Origin of the sequence: Exiguobacterium sp. s166, assembly GCF_018618855.1 — a bacterium.
In the GTDB taxonomy this organism is placed as follows: domain Bacteria; phylum Bacillota; class Bacilli; order Exiguobacteriales; family Exiguobacteriaceae; genus Exiguobacterium_A.
The window spans coordinates 54,798-71,213 of the sequence record NZ_JACSMU010000006.1 but is presented as its reverse complement, the minus strand read 5'-3'; the positions used below and the strand labels follow the sequence as shown (position 1 = coordinate 71,213).

The 16,416-nt window shown below is 45.9% G+C and carries 18 protein-coding genes; 4 read left to right on the top strand and 14 right to left on the bottom strand.

Annotation, left to right across the window (positions count from 1 at the left end):
• Positions 1–115 precede the first annotated feature (115 nt).
• Together KNP93_RS12650 and msrB are read right to left on the bottom strand one after the other, a co-directional pair.
• Positions 116–3,031 carry a S8 family peptidase gene (locus tag KNP93_RS12650; protein ID WP_214855585.1) on the bottom strand — a complete coding sequence of 972 codons (2,916 nt, stop codon included), beginning with the start codon at positions 3,029–3,031 and terminating at the stop codon, positions 116–118.
• Between the two features lie 146 nt (positions 3,032–3,177).
• Positions 3,178–4,278, bottom strand: coding sequence for a peptide-methionine (R)-S-oxide reductase MsrB (gene msrB / locus KNP93_RS12645; protein ID WP_131973337.1), 1,101 nt, complete (start codon positions 4,276–4,278; stop codon positions 3,178–3,180).
• Between the two features lie 188 nt (positions 4,279–4,466).
• Here msrB and KNP93_RS12640 point away from each other — a divergent pair, with 188 nt between their 5' ends.
• Positions 4,467–4,853, top strand: a complete 387-nt coding sequence (locus KNP93_RS12640; protein WP_131973338.1) for a DUF302 domain-containing protein — start codon at positions 4,467–4,469, stop codon at positions 4,851–4,853.
• A 62-nt stretch (positions 4,854–4,915) separates the two neighbouring features.
• Here KNP93_RS12640 and KNP93_RS12635 read toward each other — a convergent pair whose 3' ends face one another.
• From KNP93_RS12635 to KNP93_RS12595, 9 genes are all read right to left on the bottom strand, one after another.
• A complete protein-coding gene (locus tag KNP93_RS12635; RefSeq protein WP_131503361.1) occupies positions 4,916–5,692 on the bottom strand; it encodes a sulfite exporter TauE/SafE family protein in 777 nt (258 codons plus the stop codon).
• A 55-nt stretch (positions 5,693–5,747) separates the two neighbouring features.
• Entirely contained in the window at positions 5,748–5,975 is a 228-nt protein-coding gene (locus tag KNP93_RS12630; protein ID WP_131503360.1) for a sulfurtransferase TusA family protein, read from the bottom strand.
• A gap of 33 nt (positions 5,976–6,008) precedes the next feature.
• Positions 6,009–7,145, bottom strand: a complete 1,137-nt coding sequence (locus KNP93_RS12625) for an MBL fold metallo-hydrolase (protein ID WP_214855582.1) — start codon at positions 7,143–7,145, stop codon at positions 6,009–6,011.
• A gap of 32 nt (positions 7,146–7,177) precedes the next feature.
• Positions 7,178–7,744, bottom strand: a complete 567-nt coding sequence (locus KNP93_RS12620; RefSeq protein WP_214855580.1) for a sulfurtransferase TusA family protein — start codon at positions 7,742–7,744, stop codon at positions 7,178–7,180.
• Between the two features lie 48 nt (positions 7,745–7,792).
• Positions 7,793–8,089: a rhodanese-like domain-containing protein gene (locus KNP93_RS12615; RefSeq protein ID WP_214855578.1), complete on the bottom strand. Its 297-nt coding sequence runs from the start codon at positions 8,087–8,089 to the stop codon at positions 7,793–7,795.
• A gap of 22 nt (positions 8,090–8,111) precedes the next feature.
• Positions 8,112–8,477, bottom strand: coding sequence for a rhodanese-like domain-containing protein (locus tag KNP93_RS12610; protein ID WP_131503356.1), 366 nt, complete (start codon positions 8,475–8,477; stop codon positions 8,112–8,114).
• A 15-nt stretch (positions 8,478–8,492) separates the two neighbouring features.
• Entirely contained in the window at positions 8,493–8,972 is a 480-nt protein-coding gene (locus tag KNP93_RS12605) for a DsrE/DsrF/DrsH-like family protein (protein WP_131973341.1), read from the bottom strand.
• Positions 8,973–9,028: 56 nt separating this feature from the next.
• On the bottom strand, positions 9,029–9,292 hold the full coding sequence (locus KNP93_RS12600; RefSeq protein ID WP_214855576.1) for a metal-sensitive transcriptional regulator: 264 nt from the start codon (positions 9,290–9,292) through the stop codon (positions 9,029–9,031).
• A gap of 99 nt (positions 9,293–9,391) precedes the next feature.
• Entirely contained in the window at positions 9,392–10,240 is an 849-nt protein-coding gene (locus tag KNP93_RS12595; RefSeq protein ID WP_131503354.1) for a LysR family transcriptional regulator, read from the bottom strand.
• Positions 10,241–10,351: 111 nt separating this feature from the next.
• On the opposite strand from KNP93_RS12595, the gene KNP93_RS12590 reads away from it, so the two are divergent.
• On the top strand, positions 10,352–11,218 hold the full coding sequence (locus KNP93_RS12590) for a sulfite exporter TauE/SafE family protein (protein ID WP_214855574.1): 867 nt from the start codon (positions 10,352–10,354) through the stop codon (positions 11,216–11,218).
• Here the strand turns inward: KNP93_RS12590 and KNP93_RS12585 are convergent.
• The gene (locus KNP93_RS12585) at positions 11,215–12,072 is read right to left on the bottom strand and encodes a YihY/virulence factor BrkB family protein (RefSeq protein ID WP_214855572.1); all 858 of its coding nucleotides are present in this window, start codon (positions 12,070–12,072) and stop codon (positions 11,215–11,217) included. The genes KNP93_RS12590 and KNP93_RS12585 overlap by 4 nt on opposite strands.
• A 183-nt stretch (positions 12,073–12,255) precedes the next feature.
• Between KNP93_RS12585 and KNP93_RS12580 the strand changes: the two genes are divergently transcribed.
• The gene (locus KNP93_RS12580; protein WP_214855570.1) at positions 12,256–13,356 is read left to right on the top strand and encodes a nitric oxide synthase oxygenase; all 1,101 of its coding nucleotides are present in this window, start codon (positions 12,256–12,258) and stop codon (positions 13,354–13,356) included.
• Positions 13,353–13,799, top strand: a complete 447-nt coding sequence (locus tag KNP93_RS12575; RefSeq protein ID WP_214855567.1) for an NUDIX hydrolase — start codon at positions 13,353–13,355, stop codon at positions 13,797–13,799. The genes KNP93_RS12580 and KNP93_RS12575 overlap by 4 nt, the downstream gene beginning before the upstream one ends.
• A gap of 274 nt (positions 13,800–14,073) precedes the next feature.
• Here KNP93_RS12575 and KNP93_RS12570 read toward each other — a convergent pair whose 3' ends face one another.
• The gene (locus KNP93_RS12570; RefSeq protein ID WP_214855564.1) at positions 14,074–14,859 is read right to left on the bottom strand and encodes a GNAT family N-acetyltransferase; all 786 of its coding nucleotides are present in this window, start codon (positions 14,857–14,859) and stop codon (positions 14,074–14,076) included.
• 106 nt (positions 14,860–14,965) lie between these two features.
• Complete coding sequence (bcaP, locus tag KNP93_RS12565; protein WP_214855562.1) at positions 14,966–16,351, bottom strand: branched-chain amino acid transporter BcaP; 1,386 nt, start codon at positions 16,349–16,351, stop codon at positions 14,966–14,968.
• Positions 16,352–16,416 lie beyond the last annotated feature (65 nt).

The following is a 16,416-nucleotide window of genomic DNA, read 5'->3' as shown; positions in this document are numbered from 1 at the left end:
ATAGTTTAATCAATTAAAAGTAACATATTTTCAAAAAAAATACTTTAAAAATAAGGTAACCCATCAAAAAAAAGCACCCTTTTTCGTTTTACCCGAAAAAGGGTGCTTTTAAGACTTATTTCTTCGCTTTTTTGACGGCAACTGTTGTCTTCGTACTCGTTTGTTTCAAGTCATTTTTGAGATAAACATACAGCTTCGCTCCTACTTTTTGTTTGTTAATCTTCACAGAAAACGTTCCTTTAGAAGTAACGGCTCCTTTGGCGATGACTTTTTTCTTCGCATTTTGGATATACACATGCGTTTTTTTCTCACCTGTACCGGTTACTTTCGTTTGACCGGCTGTCACCGGCTTTACTTTCGGTGCAGCTGGCGGAGCAAGAACCGTAATGACGGTCGCTTTGCTCGAACGGTTGGCAATATCTTTTACCGTGATCGCAAGACGGGCATTAGGGGCTAATTTCGCGACTTTGACCGTGAATTTCCCTTTACTGTCGACAACGGCTTTTCCGATTACTTTCTTTTTTGAATCTTTAATTGTAATTTTACCATTGATGATGGCTGTACCGGTTACTTTCGTTGCTCCGGCCAACACACGGTTGACTTTCGGTGCAGCCGGCGCTTTCCCTGGCAAAACTTCCGTCCGTTCCGATGTCACGTCAAGACCGTTCGCATAACGAATCGTCAAGACAGATGTTTTTTCCTGACGGGGAATCGCCACACTGTATTTACCGGCTGTTGCTGTTGTTTTTGCCAACATTTTTGCCGTGTCTTTTGTATCCGTCAACTTTTTCGTCGACCAAACTTCAACTTTTGTACCCGTTTTAACTTGTCCGCTGACAACAAGCTGGTTGTCATAGACCGGGTTCACTTTTCCGTTTAGGTGCAATTGCGAGATCGCACGTGTGATGTTGACTTTTCCATATCCCGATACCGGGCTGACGAATGCCGGGAAGTCCGGTGTCATTTCTTTTTCATATCCTGGTGGATACTCATCTTCCATATCTTCGTCTTCATCATCGTACCAATCGTTCGGATTCTCAAAGGCAAGCGGTTCAGCACTTGTCCGTAAGATCGACTCGATTTGTTTTGGCGTCAATTTTGAATCGAGTGACGCAAGAATTCCGGCAACGGCTGCGACGTGCGGTGACGCCATGCTTGTTCCGTCCATATAAACGGTATTACCGTCCGGAACAAGACTTGCAATTTTTGAACCTGGTGCGACAACATCGAGTCCGATGCCGTAGTTCGAATAATCAGCAACCATACCGAGCGGATTTGTCGCTCCGACAGAAATGGCGTATTCTGAACTGGCCGGGAAACCAACGGACATATCGTATTCGTTACCTGACGCTGCGACGACCGTTACACCGCGATCTGCCGCATATTTCATCATATATGCCATCGTCCGGCTTTCACCGCCGCCAAGACTCATATTGATGATTTTTGCCCCGTGATCAACTGCATATTTAATTCCGAGTGCGATCGCATCCGTTTCCCCTTCACCGTTGGCGTTCAAAACCTTAACGGGAAGAATTTTCGCCGATTGATGGATGCCGCGAATGCCGTAATCATTTTCAAGGGCTGCTGCAATCACACCTGAGACGTGTGTTCCGTGACCGTTATCGTCGAGTGCATTTCCGTTCCCGTTCACATCGACGTAGTTCTTTTCCTGGGCAATATCAACTTTCCCTTGTAAATCCTTCAGGCGGTAATCCACCCCTGTATCAATAACTGCAATCGTGACTGGTTTCAACTTTTGACCTGCATTGTTTTTCAGGAATTTTTCGAATCCGATTCCCGCATCCGGGAACTGTTCGACGCTCGATTTTTGGTTGAGCGACCATTGGTAGTCATAGTTGATGTCACCAGTTGCTCGGTATGTCTGAACTTCTTCGACATACTCAACAGCACTTGATTTTTTCAACGATTGTTTCAGGACTGCTGCCGACTGATTTTTAACCGTCGGATCTTCCGTGACGATGACAAACTGACCTGTTTTACCAAGCGATAACTTCTCAACGTCTGTTGCCTGTGTACCGGCGATTTTCATCGTCCGCTCTGTATGACCCGGTTTCAGCTTAACGATGAACCGTGTTTTAGCTTCTGATTTCACTTGAATACCAAATGGTTTGAAGGCATCCGTCAAATTGGATCCACCAATTGTTTCAATGTTCGCCGTTTTCGCGACTTGATTGATTTCCGTTGCGATGACTTCCGGTGATGCGTCACGAGTCAACGCGTATAAACGGTTGACCGCTGCTTGATCGGTTTTCGTCAATGTGTATGATGTACCGTTGACAAGAGCAGACATGGCCGGCTTCAGTGATTTTAAATCTTCATATGCTTGTGTCCGTTTGTCTTTGTTGAACAACAAGGTTTTGACGACGTATGGTGATGCCTTGTAGTACAACGACGTTAAACTGCGTCCTTGTTCCGACTGGCTCAACACTTGTTTTTGAATCGCATGCATCAAGGCAAGCATCGGTTTTTCGTCCGATGTTTGTTTCAGTGCTTCTTCCGCCATACAGCTGATATCGCTGATTGGCTCATATTCGACAGCCAATTTGACATTATTGTACGTCAAGTTGACATTTGCTGGTTTGACCGTCTTATCTTCTTCGATTTCCGGATAATAATCGACTTTGACGTAATATGGTCCGTCCCATGCATACGGAACAGCGATTTTTGTGACGTCCTTATCGTTTGGTTCTGCATATCCGCGGTAACGGTCAAATGTCTCATCTTTTGATGCCATCTCTTGACTAGGGTAAGCCGTTACTTCGATCGGCTGATCCGTATCAATCGATAATTCAAAATGTGTCGCCGTTTTTTCAATCCCGGCTTGATGATCGACCTTATACCAATATGTATTCGTTTTATTCGTTCCTGTTTCCAGAAGCGTTTCCTGTCCTGCCTTTAATAAGACAGCTTCCGACAATTCATTTGCCGCTGCTGTTTTAACAGCTGATGGTCCGATTCCGAGCGTCAGAATCAAACAGCTCAGCATGAGCCAAATCGTTAACTTTTTCACAATGTTCCTCCTCAAGATATGATCTTACATTGTGTCTAGTATAAACAATATTTGGATAAAATGGATAGTTATTTTTAATGCGGTCACCTTACATTTTCGAAAGAAAAGGGACTTTTCACGAAAGTGAAAAATCCCTTTTTAGCTGATTATTTAAATTCGGAAGCATACTGACCGTAACCTTCTTTTTCGAGGTCGGCTTTCGGCACAAACCGTAAAGCAGCTGAATTCATACAATAACGTAAACCAGTCGGTTCAGGACCATCGTTAAAGACATGTCCAAGATGCGCATTTCCGTGCCGGCTTCTGACCTCCATCCGCTTCATCCCTAATGCAAAGTCACTTTTTTCAATGATATTTCCTTTTTCTAACGGTCGAATGAAGCTCGGCCAGCCGGTTTTCGAATCAAATTTATCATTAGAAGAAAACAGCGGTTCACCGGAAATCAGATCCACATAAATCCCGTCCGCTTTTAAATCATGATACGGATTATCAAAAGCCGGTTCTGTCCCGTCTTCCTGAGTGACTTTATATTGGATATCCGTCAACTTCGCTTTGATTTGTTCATCGGTCAATTTTGAATACTTCGGTAAGTCCAGTTTTGGTTGATCTTTCCAATATCGATTGATGAACTCATCACGTCCGGATGCAGCCCGGTAAAATTTATATTTCTTTTCGCTCTTCAAGTAATAGTCTTGATGATACGCTTCTGCCTCATAAAACGGACCCGCTTCAATCAACGGTGTGACAATTTTTTCATCAAAAATTCCGCTCTCAGCTAATTCGTTCTTCGACTGTTCCGCAATCTGCTTTTGTTCCGCATTTGTATAGAAGATTGCCGTCGTATATGATTCGCCTTGATCGACGAATTGACCGTTCGGATCGGTCGGATCGATTTGGCGCCAGTAGACATCAAGTAACTGTTTATAGGAAATAACAGCCGGATCAAATGTAATCAAAACGGCTTCCCGGTGTCCGGTTGTTTCCGCCGATACTTGATTATACGTCGGGTTTTTCACATCTCCACCGGTATAACCGGAAATTACGGATTTGACCCCTTTTAACTCTTCAAACGGCGGCTCCATGCACCAGAAACAACCGCCTGCGAGAATCGCCGTTTCTTCTTTGGCATAGGTCAGTTCTTTGCTCCCACTCGATTTTGCCTGTTGTTGCTGAAAGACAAAGTAGCCGCCAATCATGATTGCAATCAATGCTACGACCGATAAAATCGTCAACATTCGTTTCTTCATCCCCCTCCGCCTCCTTTTTTAAGCTTACGTCGTCCATTGTCTGACGGATGTCTTTTTTCTAATGTACCTTGATTTCCCACAGTTTGTCGCCCGGTCTGCTCTCATTCGGCACATTCAAAAAAGACGATTCATCCTGTCAAAAGAGGGAAATAAATTTAAGACATTAAAAAAAACCGGGAGGGGTATTCATGTTTGACTACACAGTCAACTCGAATCATTCAACGGAGAAAACAATCGAACGTCTCAAAACAGCACTTGCCGAGGTTTCCTTTGGCGTCTTATGGGAGTTTGATTTGGCGAAAAAATTTGCTGAAAAAGAGTTACCGTTTGAAGACCGATACCATATCCTCGAAGTCTGTAATCCAAAGGAAGCCCATCGTGTCTTGTCGGCGGAACGTCGGGCCGGCTACTTTTTACCGTGTAAGCTCGCTGTTTATACGGAAGATGGACAGACGAAAATCGGAATGCCGCGTCCAACGGCACTGATTGGTCTGGTCGAAGAAGACGAGTTAAAACAAGTCGCACTCGATGTCGAACGGCAACTTGTTGATGTCATTGAAAAAAGCCGTTTGTAGCTTCATCAAAAAAAGCGATACTTTGCTGATGTACAAGCAAAGTATCGCTTTTTTGTACTCTTTCATAAAATATCGAGCCAGATTTTGACGGCTGTCGCTAAAATCAGGACAGCCAAAATGATTTGCAGGACTTTTGTATTCATCTTTTTTCCGGCGATTGCGCCGAGCGGTGCCGCAATCAGACTGGCGACGACCATGATGGCAGCCGGTCCCCAGTCGACCTGCCCTGTCGTAATCTTTCCGACCGTTGCGCCGATTGACGAAATAAAGGTAATCGCGAGCGACGAAGCAATCGTCATCCGGGTCGGGATTTTTAAAACGACGAGCATAATCGGAACAAGTAAGAATGCTCCTGCCGCACCGACGATTCCTGCCCCGACTCCGACGATGAACGCGCTACTCGCTGCAATTGTTTTGTTGAACCGGACCTGATCAAGCGGAATATCATCCAGTCCTTTTTTCGGTACGAACATCATGACCGCTGCCGTTAACGCCAGTATTCCGTAAACGATATTGATTGTATCTTCCGCCAAGACATTTGAACCGTAGGCACCGAGGAAACTTCCGCTTAAAATGGCGCCACCCATACTTACGATTAATGACTTGTTGAGATAACCGCCTTTCCGGTAAGCCCAAACGCCGCCAATCGTCGCAAAAAAGACTTGAATGGCACTGATTCCCGCCACTTCATGGGCCGAAAAGGCAGCGAATCCGAGCAACGGCGGAATGTATAACAGCATCGGATATTTGATGATTGAACCGCCGATTCCGAGCATTCCGGAAATATAGGATCCGACAAATCCAATCAAAAAAATGGTAATGATAAACCCGATTTCCATTCGATTCACTCCTTTTGAAAAAGAAGGACTGTCTCCAGCCCTCCTGTAACTTGAATTACCCTTTTTGGATCCAGAATTTTAAGACGCTGGCCTCTTCTTCGTGTTTCACAAGCTCATGGCCACCTGATTTTGCCCATGCTTGTAAATCGTTTTTTGCCCCTTTGTCCGTTGCATGGACTTCAAGGATTTGACCGGATTCGAGTCCGGTGATTGCTTTTTTTGTTTTGACGATTGGCATTGGACATGCAAGTCCTTTTGCATCTAATACGAGTTCTGATTTCATAATTGTAATTCCTCCTGAAGTAATTTTTTTAGTTTAGCGAACGGCACAGCGGTTTGGACCGACTTCCATCTCACGTTGTGCTTCGAGATCCGGTGTCTGTTTCCCCATGTTTGTTTCTCGAATTTCCTGGTACGCATTCGGTTGCGGCGGCAAGTTTTCTGTCACCATTTTCCGGAATGTTTCTTCGTCTTCGATGTTCAAGCCATGATTGTTGGCAAGTAACACATACAGTTTTTCCGCGACGCTGCCGTCTTCGTTTAATTCTTCGATTAACATGAAGTGGGCAGGCAGAACAATCAGGTCTTTCGATAGTTCACGATACGTGTTGTAGAGCGAATCTCTTAAGTCACCGACCCAGTCTTCTGCGAGACCGGCTAAATCAGGACGTCCGATGGAATCAATAAACAAAATGTCGCCCGTCAGGAGATAACGATTATCGACGACGAACGAAGTCGACCCGATTGTATGTCCCGGGGAATAAAGGGCCCGTACATCAATTTGTGTATCTCCTACCTGAACGTGGCTTCCATCTTCGAGCGCTTCATAATCAAACGTGACGTCTGTAGCGTCTTTTGGTGGCAACCAATATGTTGCGCCTGTTTTTTCCGCAATCTCACGTCCGCCGGAAATGTGATCGGCATGAAGATGTGTATCAAATACATGTGTGATTTCAAGCTGACGTTCTTTTGCATAGTCGAGATAGATATCTGTCATACGTGTGGCATCCACGAGGACGGCTTTGCCTTCCGAGATGATCATGTAAGACAGGCAACCTTTCCCGATCCGGACGAACTGAACGACTTCTCCACAATCTGACCCGGTTTCATTTAATGATCCGAGTGAAATCGGCTCGAGATGTTCGCTCCAGGCTTTCATCCCGCCTGCAAGATACGAGACCGTCCGTCCTGCTTCTTTCAATAAATCCGCGACAAAAATGGACGATCCTTCCTTCGCACAGACGACGAGCACGTCTTGATCGGTCGGCAGTTGGTCTAAAATGTCTTCGACACCATCAAGTAAATCAAAATAAGGAACGTTCAAGTAGGAAAACTGTTCGCCTTCAATCTTCCAGTCCTGGAATGCGTCTTCATTACGGACGTCCAAGATAAACATTTTTTCGCGGCGAATGATTTTTTGCGTCACTTCTTTTGTTGTCATTGCTTGTGCCATCTTTGTCTTTCCTCCTGACAGTAATTTACGGATTAAACGTTTTTTTCTGTATCAAATGCCCAGTCACTCATACCGGGAACGACATTTTGAACGTTGAATCCTTTAGCATCGAGTTGTTGGCAAGCCAAGTCACTCCGGCTGCCTGTTCGGCAGACCACATAAATCGTTTTAGACATATCGAGTTCTTCGATACGTTCTTCCAGTTCACCCAGCGGAATGTTTACCGCACTAGGAATATGTGCAAACGCATATTCTGCCGTTTCCCGGACATCGAGAACAAGCGTATCCGCGTTCTGACGAGCAACTTCGACCGTCTCGTTATTGACGATTTGTTCGAACTCCGGCACTTCCTGATCATTACCGGAAGCTTTCCGGACGTAATGACGCAGAACATCGCCGTCTTCAATCGTTCCGAGGTATTGGTTGCCTGTACTGTTTGCCCAGGCCCGGAGATCGGCCGTCGATCCTTTATCTGTCGCTTGAACCTCTACGACTTGACCCGGTTCCAGTGTCTTCATCGTTTTTTTCGTTCGGACGATCGGCATCGGGCAAACTAAGCCACGTGCGTCGAGTACGATATCTGTTTTGATTGTCTGCAAAAGTATTCGCTCCTTTTACCTATGGGGGTATAATTAAGATTAAAAAAATTAGTTGGTTTTACCTTCGTATGCCATCATACCGCCATCCATATTGATGACATCAAATCCCTGTCCCTCAAGATAAGTGGCTGCACGGCCACTACGGGCACCTGAACGGCAGACCATGACGTATTGTTTTTTCTTATCAAGTTCATTCATTTTGAATTCAACGAGTCCGAGTGGAATATGAATTGTTTCCGGAATTTTTCCTTCTTTGACTTCGTCCACTTCCCGGATATCAATGATGTTAAGTTGTTCTCCGCTCTCTAGCTTTTCCTGTACTTCTTTTGCTGTGAATCGTTTCATTTGTTATTCCTCCTCGTGTTTTTTAACGCCAAACATTCATTCCGCCTGATACCTCTGTTACGTGGCTGTATCCGGCTTTTTTTAATTGTTTGACCGCTTGTTTACTACGCATTCCGCTTTGACAGATTACGATGACTTCTTTGTCTTTCGGAATCTTGTCAAGTTGAGACGGTAATATTTGAAGCGGAATGTTCTTAAATCCTTTAATGTGATTTCCTTTGAACTCACCCGGTGTCCGGACATCCAAATAAAATCGGTTACGGTCACCTAAATGCTGTTTCAGTTCAGTTGCTGACAGTTTGTTGACACCTTTTGTCGGTGCAAACATCCGGTAAGCGAGAAAGGCAACAATCACTAGAAATACGATGTTCAGGATATCCACTTGCATCAGTCCTCCTCGAAATTAGATGAACAGGTTGACGTTTCCGTCTTCAGCATCCGCGAGGTACGCTGCGACACCGGCATATTCGATCCCATCATGCAGTTCTTCCTGCTTTAAGCCGAGCAGATCCATTGTCATCGTACAAGCAACCAGTTTTACATCCTGTTCTTTCGCCAGTTCGATTAAATCGGGAAGCGGCATCGCATTGTGTTTTTTCATGACGTTTTTGATCATCTTCTGACCGGCACCACCGAAGTTCATTTTTGAGAGCGGCATTTTGTCGGCACCGCGCGGCATGAATTTACCGAACATTTTTTCAAGTAGTGTTTTATTCGGTTGAATCGGCTCGTCTTTACGCATCGCGTTTAATCCCCAGAATGTATGGAAAACCGTCACTTCGTGGTCGTAAGCGGCTGCTCCGTTGGCAATGATATACGCTGCCATGACCTTATCGTAATCTCCACTGAACAATACAATCGTTGTTTTTTTAATCTCTGACATCTGAAAAATTCCTCCATCTATTTTACCCCTAAGGGTATTAATCGTTGTAAAATTTTTTATCTGCTTTTCAGTAATAGTTGAACCGCTTCTGCTACAGCCTGTTCATGGTTATCGTCGGTTTCGTCATTCGTGACACACTCAATTAGATTTTCACTGACGACAAGTCCAATGACACGATCAATCGCGCTTCGTGTCGCACTGAGTTGAGTGACAACATCTTTACAGGACGCTTCTTCTTTCATCATCCGGATAAGACCGTGAAGCTGACCTTCAATCCGGTTCATCCGGTGAATGATTTTGTCTTCATACACTTTTTCCATGCGAAGAACACTCTCCTTTTTCCGTGTGACCTGTGTCATACCTAATGGCTACATTCCATACAATAATACCTACAGGGGTATATGTCAACGAAAAAGTTTTTAGTCGGATCCACCGTGTTGATTGATCCATTTTTGGGACAGACGGGTTGTCTCTCCTTTAAGCGTAATGAATTGAAACATCCTTGGATCAATCTGCGAATCATCATATGTCTGAAACCGTTCTGATTCGAGCAGGCTTCCCGCCAAACGTTCCGAAAGAATCGAAATCCCCGTTCCATTTTTGATTAACTGTTTAATTAACCGGTTGGAATATACCGTGATTATCCGCTTCGGAACAATTGCTTGTGTCTGCAACCACGTTTCCAGTGCTAAACGTGCGGCTGATCCCTCTTCCCGGTAAATCCAGGTTGCCTGTTCCGGAACCAGATGATGATGACCGATGATGCGCAGTCGATCTGTCGCAAAAGGAATGGCTTCGATTTGGTGCGAGCGATGCAGTCCTTCTACCATACCTAAATCAATCTCGTAATGGAGCAAGGCCTGTTCGACTTGTTCCTGATTCATGACGCGCGCATCGACGGAAACATCCGGATAGACCAGCAAAAAGTCGTGAATCATCTCTTCTAACATCGCTTCGTAGATCGTATGTGTGGCCGCGATTCTGAGCGTCCCGCGTGTAATGCCTTCCAACTCATCCATTTCCTGCTCGAGCCGGATCGCTTGGTGCAAAATTTCCTTGGCATGCCGGTACACAATCCATCCCGCTTCCGAGATTTCAATCGTTTTATTAAAGGTATGGCGATGAATTAAACTTTGTCCAAAATGTTCTTCCAAATGTTTTAAATGGAGACTGACCGTCGGCTGCGAAATGTATAAGCGGTCCGCTGTTTTCGTAAAATGTTTTGTTTCGACCAACGCGACAAAGGTCTTCAGTTCATTAAAATTCATAGATTCCCCTCATTTATTTTTCTAATCGTTGCGATCAGTATAATTCATTTTCCTAATCATTACTTTCCCCGTAGAGTCATCTGTATCACTTTATAGAAAGAAGGAACACTCTTGGATTTATTACTTTTTCTTGTACTCGGAGCCGCAATCGGCATTCTATCCGGTTTTTTCGGAATCGGCGGGGGCATCATCCTGACCCCTCTTTTATTGATATTAGGATACACCCCGAGCACCGCCATCGTCTTAAGTTTGCTTTTGACACTCGGTTCGACGGTGACAGGCACCTTTGCCCATCTCCGTCAAAATAACTTTCACCTTCGGGATGCTGTCACGATTGGCGTTTCCGGTATCATCGGCTCCGCTGCGATTACGCCTGTCGTCTTTTGGATGGAACGGCACAGCGGTGCCGATACGGTCATCTCCACCCTTTACATCGTCCTGCTCCTGTTGTTTGCCATTCAGTTTTTGAAACCGGATAAAAAAGTGGTTCGGGAGACATCTGTGCCGCATGCCTCGTTTTATAAACTGGTCGCAATCGGTGCCGCTGCCGGAATCCTGTCGTCTTTGATGGGTGTCAGCGGTGGATTTTTACTGACACCACTCTTGATGGGATGGGTTCGTTTCCCGCTTAAGCAAGCAATCGGAACAAGTATTGCGGCAGCTACGTTGATTGTACTCGGCGGCGTTACGAGTTACTTCATGTCAGGTACACAGGCTCCGCTTGCTTTAGGGATTGCTTTAATCATCGGAGCAATCATCGGCTCGCCGCTTGGCGCATCATTCCTCAATCTCTTCAGCAGTCAATTCGTCAAAAAGAGTCTGGGCAGTTTTTATGCCGCCGTTGCAGCCAGCGTGTTCTTAAAAACTACGCACTATGAACAACTCTCGTTACTTCTGCTCGCCTTGTTTACGACCGGTTTGATCGGTGTATTCTTCTATCAAAAAGTAATTCAACGTCAAACAAAAGACTGCCCTTAACGGACAGTCTCTTGTTTGATTTTTTCAGGTTTTAAGACTTTCGCTTCTTTCTTTTGACGCATCCGTTCGGCGTTCATCAATCCACCGAGCATCAGGACGACAGATGACAAATAGAACCACGTCATCAGGACGATAATTCCGGCCAGTTGTCCATACAGACGGTCGTAACTGCCGAATTCCGCGTAATACGAGAAGAATTCAGAAACAGCCTGCCAGGCGATTGTCGCAAACAACGCACCCGGCAAGACTTGACGGACTGTCAACCGGACGCTCGGCAGAACACGATACAGCAGAATGAAGAAGACCAACAGGAACAGTGATCCGAGTCCCCAACGGAATAAAAACCAAATCCAGGAGTAGTTCGTGACGACATCATTGACGATGGCAAAATGCGTGATGAAACGCCGCGTTAACTTTTCAGCAACCGGAACGAGAAGCGACATCGGTAAAATAACCATCATGCCGACCGTAAAACCGAAGTCCTGCAGTAACCCTCTCCAAAACGGCACTTTCCGCGTTACTTCCAGCGCATCATTCAATGATCGAACCAATGACTGCACCGACATCGAAGCGAGCCAAAAGGCTGCCAGGAAACTGATCGAGGCGAGTTTCAATCCCCTGTCATCAAAAATTCCGACGACGTTTTTCCGGATCAATTCATATGTTTCCGCCGGAGCGAACGGACGGATTAAATCAAGGACGTCTCCTGATGTGAACGGTAAAAAGGATACTAATCCAACTACAAATAACAAAAAGGGGAATAAGGACAACATCAGATAATAGGCGAGTTGAGCCGATTTATCAAAAAAGGCTTCGCCAAAAAAACGGGCAAATACAGGTTTTAATAATGACATAACAATTTCCTCACTTTCAAATAGTTCTTTCCTCTATCCCCCTTTCGACACTACTTTCAAACTTTTAACGTCTTTTGAACTTGTAAGTAAGTGTTTAGCGATTATCGTTTGGCACAACGCTCAAGCAAACGGTACACTGAAGCAAGAACAATCGTCGTGTTGGATGAAGAAAGGATTTACGCCGTGTCTACTTTACTCACAGAAGCCGAAAGCTTTTTCCATGACTATATAGAACAATACCCGCAAGAAACACATCGTCTGCACGAAGTCCGCGAAGAAATTTTGCGGACAGGTACGTATACTCAAACGCTTCAAGAACTGACTTATGGAGCAAAACTTGCCTGGCGGAACAGCAACCGCTGTATCGGGCGCCTCTTTTGGGAGCAACTTCACGTCATTGACGCCCGGGATGCCCTGACTGTGGAATCGATCCGCGACACCTTGTTTCATCATATGGAGTATGCAACCAATGATGGACGGATCCGTTCGACGATTACGATTTTTGATCCCGACCGGGTCCGCATCTTGAACCATCAATTAATCCGTTATGCCGGTTACGACACCCTGGATGGTATCATTGGTGATCCGGCATCCATTGCATTCACCTCGCTTTGTGAGTCGTTCGGATGGAGTGGACAAGGAACCGACTTTGATCTTCTGCCGTTACTGATCGAACTCGACGGACAAGTCAGTCTGCATCCGATTCCGGATGAACTGGTGCTTGAAGTCACGATTCAACATCCTGATTTTAACTTGTTCGCAAACCATACCGTCAAATGGTATGCTGTCCCGATGATTTCTGACATGCGTCTTGAAATCGGCGGTATCTCCTATCCGTGCGCCCCGTTTAACGGCTGGTACATGGGGACTGAAATCGGCGCAAGAAATTTGGCCGATGTTGATCGGTATAACCTCTTGTCGCTGGTCGCGGAGCAACTTGGACTGAACACATCCCGCGAACGGTCATTATGGAAAGACCGGGCACTCGTCGAACTCAATTACGCCGTCCTTGATTCGTTTGAACGGGCCGGCGTGACGATTGTCGACCATCATACGGCGACGAAACAATTTGCCCGGTTCGAAAAAAATGAAGCGGCCTGTGAACGGGACGTAACCGGAGAATGGTCCTGGCTCGTACCGCCCATGAGCGGTGCCGCGACGCATGTCTTCCACAAAGATTTCGATCCGGCCGTCAAGCGTCCGAATTTCTTTGCCCGTTCTGCGACTGTTGAAAAAACAACCAAGCCAACCGGCTGTCCGTTTCATCAAGGGGTGCCGCGATGAGTTATGTCGAGACACTCCGAAAGCAAATCGGACAGACCCCGCTGATTCTAGTCGGTGCCGTCGTGCTTGTCGTCACGAACGGCCAAATTTTACTTGAACAACGCAATGAAACACAAGCCCGGTTCGGACTGCCGGGCGGTCTGATGGAATGGGCGGAGTCAACAGACGAAACTGCACGCCGTGAACTGTTGGAAGAAACAGGTCTTGTCGCTGAAGACTTGACGTTACTCGGTGTCTATTCCGGAAAAAACTATGTCACGACGCTTGCGAACGGTGATGTGTTTCAAAGCGTCACGCTGGCTTATGTCGCTTCCAAAACGACCGGAACCTTGCGCATCAGCGAAGAAAGTGTTGCGTTAACGTATTTCCCTCTGACCGATTTACCGGAGCAGATCGTCGGCTCGCATCGCGTGATGATTGAGGATTATCTGAACCAATCGTAACCAGGTACTCACTAGTCTCTTGAAGATCAATCTATTGGAGTATACGAACGTAGGTTGATTTTGGTTTTCTATTTTTAAGGCTCAGTCATACAAAAACGTAGTTTTCTACAGATTTGAGGATGTTTTATGATGAACAAAATCATGTTGGTCATGCTTGGTGGCACAGGTATCTTATTCGTGATCTTTGCCGTCATCGTCATGATCAGCTTATGGATGTAACAAAAGACGGGATCTACAGAGTCGCCTCAATGGCCGTTCTGTAGATCCCGTTTGTTTAGACACTGATTGGTTTTTGCATGATGAATTGTTTGAGGTCCCGTTGTTTCCAACCGGCTTTGAGTAATTCTTCCCACACCTGCTGATTCGTTGATTGCAGATGATAGTGTTCACCTGCCAATCGGCGTGTTGCTTCGGTCGCGACCCGGGCAACTTCTTCCTCATCTGTCAAAATAGCAAAAATTGATTCATTGACTGCGGCAATAAAGGCACCATCGAGTTCGTAGTAACGGGCTTTCGCCAGTTTCATAACGCCCGGATCCTGTTGCCAAATGTATTCGTCCTGCTGTATGTACCGCCGTTCAAAAGCCACTTGATCAATTTCAACAAGCGGTTCAACCTGTCCCTGTTCTTCTTTATGAAAATAACCGAGTTCACTGACAGTTTGATAACCGAAACTCTCGTATAAGGTAATCGCCGGCTCATTTCCTTGAATGACTTCAAGCATCAAGCAATCGATATTCAAAGATTTGGCATAACTCAGCTGTGCTTCATACAAGGCTTTGGCAATTCCAAGACGCCGGTACTGCGGATCGACCGCCAGTCCCCCACAACGCATGACCGTTTTTTTCTTGATGGTCTTCAGCCCGTTCAACCAAATCGCGACCGGTCGTTCCCCGTGATAGGCAATGAACGAATGTTCCAGTTGGTTGCCGTCACGTTCTAAGATTCGTTCCTGAAACACTTCAGGTGAAAGACCTAGTGGAATCATGTAATCGCTGAAACCTTCCTTCATGACTAAATATGCTGTTTCTGTATCAGGTGCCTGTTTAATATGAATCATTTCGGATCGCCCCTTTCCCTACAACCGTTCGCCTTTTCCGATGTTCATTCCTGCCAGAAGTAAATAAAAAACCATCCAGAAGCGGTCCTGGATGGCATAAGTGCTATTAATGCAGTTTTGAGCGTGTTCTTCCATATCCGAAGTAGACAAGTAGGCCAATTGCGGTCCAGATGAAGAAAGCAATCCATGTGAATGTTTGAAGGTTCAACATCAACATGATACAGGAAAGGACGGAAAGAATCGGTAAGAATGGAACCCATGGCACTTTGAACGCCCGCTTCAGATCAGGACGCGTTTTCCGTAAGATGACGACGGCAATTGAAATCAGAGCGAATGCTGCGAGTGTTCCGATATTGATCAATTCTGCCAGTGTACCGAGCGGAACGAACCCAGCAATCAAACCGGCAGTCGTACCAAGAATCCATGTTGCTTTGACAGGCGTATGTGATTTTTCATTCACGTCCGAGAAGATTTTCGGCAATAATCCATCACGGCTCATCGCGAACAGGAGACGAACCAGACCAAATGTCATGACGAGGATAACAGTTGTCATACCAACGATGGCACCTAAGTCGACGAAACCTGCGACCCAGTCCTGACCTGCTACTTTTAAGGCTAACGAAACCGGGCTGTCGACCCCTTCAAATTGTTTGAATGGTACGATTCCGACCATGATGGCGGATACGACGACGTATAGTACGGTAACGATGGCAAGTGATCCCAAGATCCCGATCGGCAAGTTACGGCCCGGATCTTTGACTTCTTCTGCCGCTGACGTAACGGCATCAAAACCGAGGTATGCGAAGAAGGCGATGGCTGAAGCCTGCAGGACACCACTGATACCGAACGGTGCGAACGGCGTGTAGTTGCCCGGCTCGACATACCAGATGCCGACGACGATGAACAAGACAACGACGGCTACTTTAACAAGAACCATGATATTGTTGACGCGTTTTGTTTCCTTGATTCCCATTGAGAGCAACAGCGTGATGACCATCAAGATCAGGAACGCCGGTAAGTTAAAGAATGTTTCGCTGCCTGGTACAGCACCTGGTGCTGCTGTTAATGCTGTCGGCAGACTGACACCGAATCCGGATAACAACGACTGGAAATAACCGGACCAGCCTGTTGCAACGGCACTCGATGCTAAACCATATTCCAGGATCAAACACCAACCGATGATCCAGGCAACCAGTTCACCAATCGTGGCATAGGTGTACGTGTAAACACTACCCGAGACTGGAATCATCGATGAGAACTCGGCGTAACAGAGAGCTGCTAATGCACAGACGATAGCAGAAATAATAAAGGCAACCGGTAATGCGGGTCCTGCATACAACGCTCCTGTTCCGGTCAGGACGAAGATCCCTGTCCCGATGATTGCACCAATCCCAAGTAAAACTAAATCAAAGCCTGATAAATGCCGCGCCAGTTTGGAATGGCTCTTTTGATCCATCATCACACTGACATCTTTCTTACGAAGCAAACTCATAAAACACCCTCCGAACTTTCTCTTTTTTCTGAATATTCAAATCATTTTTCTAATTGACCTTTTCA